The sequence below is a fragment of the Streptomyces sp. NPDC055078 genome (assembly GCF_053607985.1).
This window is the reverse complement of the sequence record NZ_JBSGUP010001112.1, coordinates 1-1,359: the sequence shown is the minus strand read 5'-3', so window position 1 is coordinate 1,359 and position 1,359 is coordinate 1. Positions and strand designations below refer to the sequence as shown.

Below are 1,359 nucleotides of genomic sequence, written 5' to 3'. Positions count from 1 at the left end.
GTGGAGGACCGTGGCTCGCTCGTGGGCGCTCTGGTGGTCGAGGAGACGGATGAGATTCTCGCCATCACCCTCGGCGGCGGTGTGATTCGCACGCGAGTCAATGAAGTCAGGGAGACCGGCCGTGACACCATGGGCGTCCAGTTGATCAACCTGGGCAAGCGCGATGCCGTTGTCGGTATCGCACGTAACGCCGAGGCCGGTCGCGAGGCCGAAGAGGTCGACGGGACCGACGAGACCGACGGTGAAACGGCCGAGGCGGCAGTTGAAGCGGCAGTCGAGGGCACCGAGCCCTCGGCCGGGGAGCACGAGGAGTAAAGCGTGAGTGGAGCCACGGGCGCCGGTTCGACCGCCGGCGGAGCTGCTGGAGCGAGCGGTGCCCGTGGCCCTGCCACGGACTCCCAGGGGGTTACGGTGACGGACACCCGGGGGCCTCAGCCCCCGTACGAGATGTTTGACGGCGAGCAGCCTGCGCCACAGCGGGCGGGGCAGCCGTACCACCCGCCGCAGGCATACCCGACGCCCCAGGGCGGTGGCGGGACCCAGACAGGCGTCCGACTGCCGCGCACCGGGGCACGTACGACCCCGCGGACCCGGAAGGCACGGCTGCGGGTGGCCAAGGCCGACCCGTGGTCGGTGATGAAGGTCAGCTTTCTGCTCTCGATCGCGCTCGGCATCTGTACGGTGATCGCCGCCGCGGTGCTGTGGATGGTCATGGACGCCATGGGCGTCTTCTCCACAGTCGGCGGGACGATCAGCGATGCCACCGGCTCGACGGACAGCAATGGCTTTGACCTCCAGGCGTTCCTTTCGCTGCCGCGGGTGCTGATCTTCACCTCGGTCATCGCGGTGATCGACGTGGTCCTGGCCACCGCGCTGGCAACGCTCGGAGCATTCATCTACAACCTGTCCGCCGGGTTCGTGGGCGGTGTGGAGCTGACGCTGGCGGAGGACGAGTAGCGGGGCCGGGGGCCGGGATCCCGGGATTTGGGAGCTGCGCCGGACGTGCGCTAATCTTCAGTGGTCAGCGCACAGCGCGGCGGGGCTATAGCTCAGTTGGTTAGAGCGCATCCCTGATAAGGATGAGGCCACAGGTTCAAATCCTGTTAGCCCCACAGCCGGAGTACGCAAGGAGCGGGTGTTTTCCCAGGTGGGAAGCACCCGCTCTTTACGTTTGGTCCGGCTCCAGGTGTCGGTCTGCGTTGGTCTCACTCGGTGACGCCTGGGGCGACCCGCTTGATCGTCTCCCAGAATTCTCCCAGCCTCTCCCCCGCAGCATGCAGGCCCACTGCTGGATGGCGCCGCAGAGATTCCGTCTGTCTCGGCTGGCAATCGGGCTTCGGGGTCCCGTCCTCTTCGCTC

2 protein-coding genes and 1 tRNA gene are annotated in these 1,359 nt (G+C 67.3%); all 3 read left to right on the top strand.

What is annotated here, in order from left to right; translation table 11 throughout:
* The coding region (locus ACWF94_RS40560) for a DNA gyrase C-terminal beta-propeller domain-containing protein (protein WP_453500318.1) at positions 1 to 315 on the top strand (315 nt) is incomplete at its 5' end.
* Positions 316 to 318: 3 nt separating this feature from the next.
* On the top strand, positions 319 to 957 hold the full coding sequence (locus ACWF94_RS40555; protein WP_453500316.1) for a DUF3566 domain-containing protein: 639 nt from the start codon (positions 319 to 321) through the stop codon (positions 955 to 957).
* Positions 958 to 1,038: 81 nt separating this feature from the next.
* Positions 1,039 to 1,112, top strand: a tRNA-Ile gene (locus tag ACWF94_RS40550).
* The last annotated feature ends 247 nt before the right edge of the window (positions 1,113 to 1,359 follow it).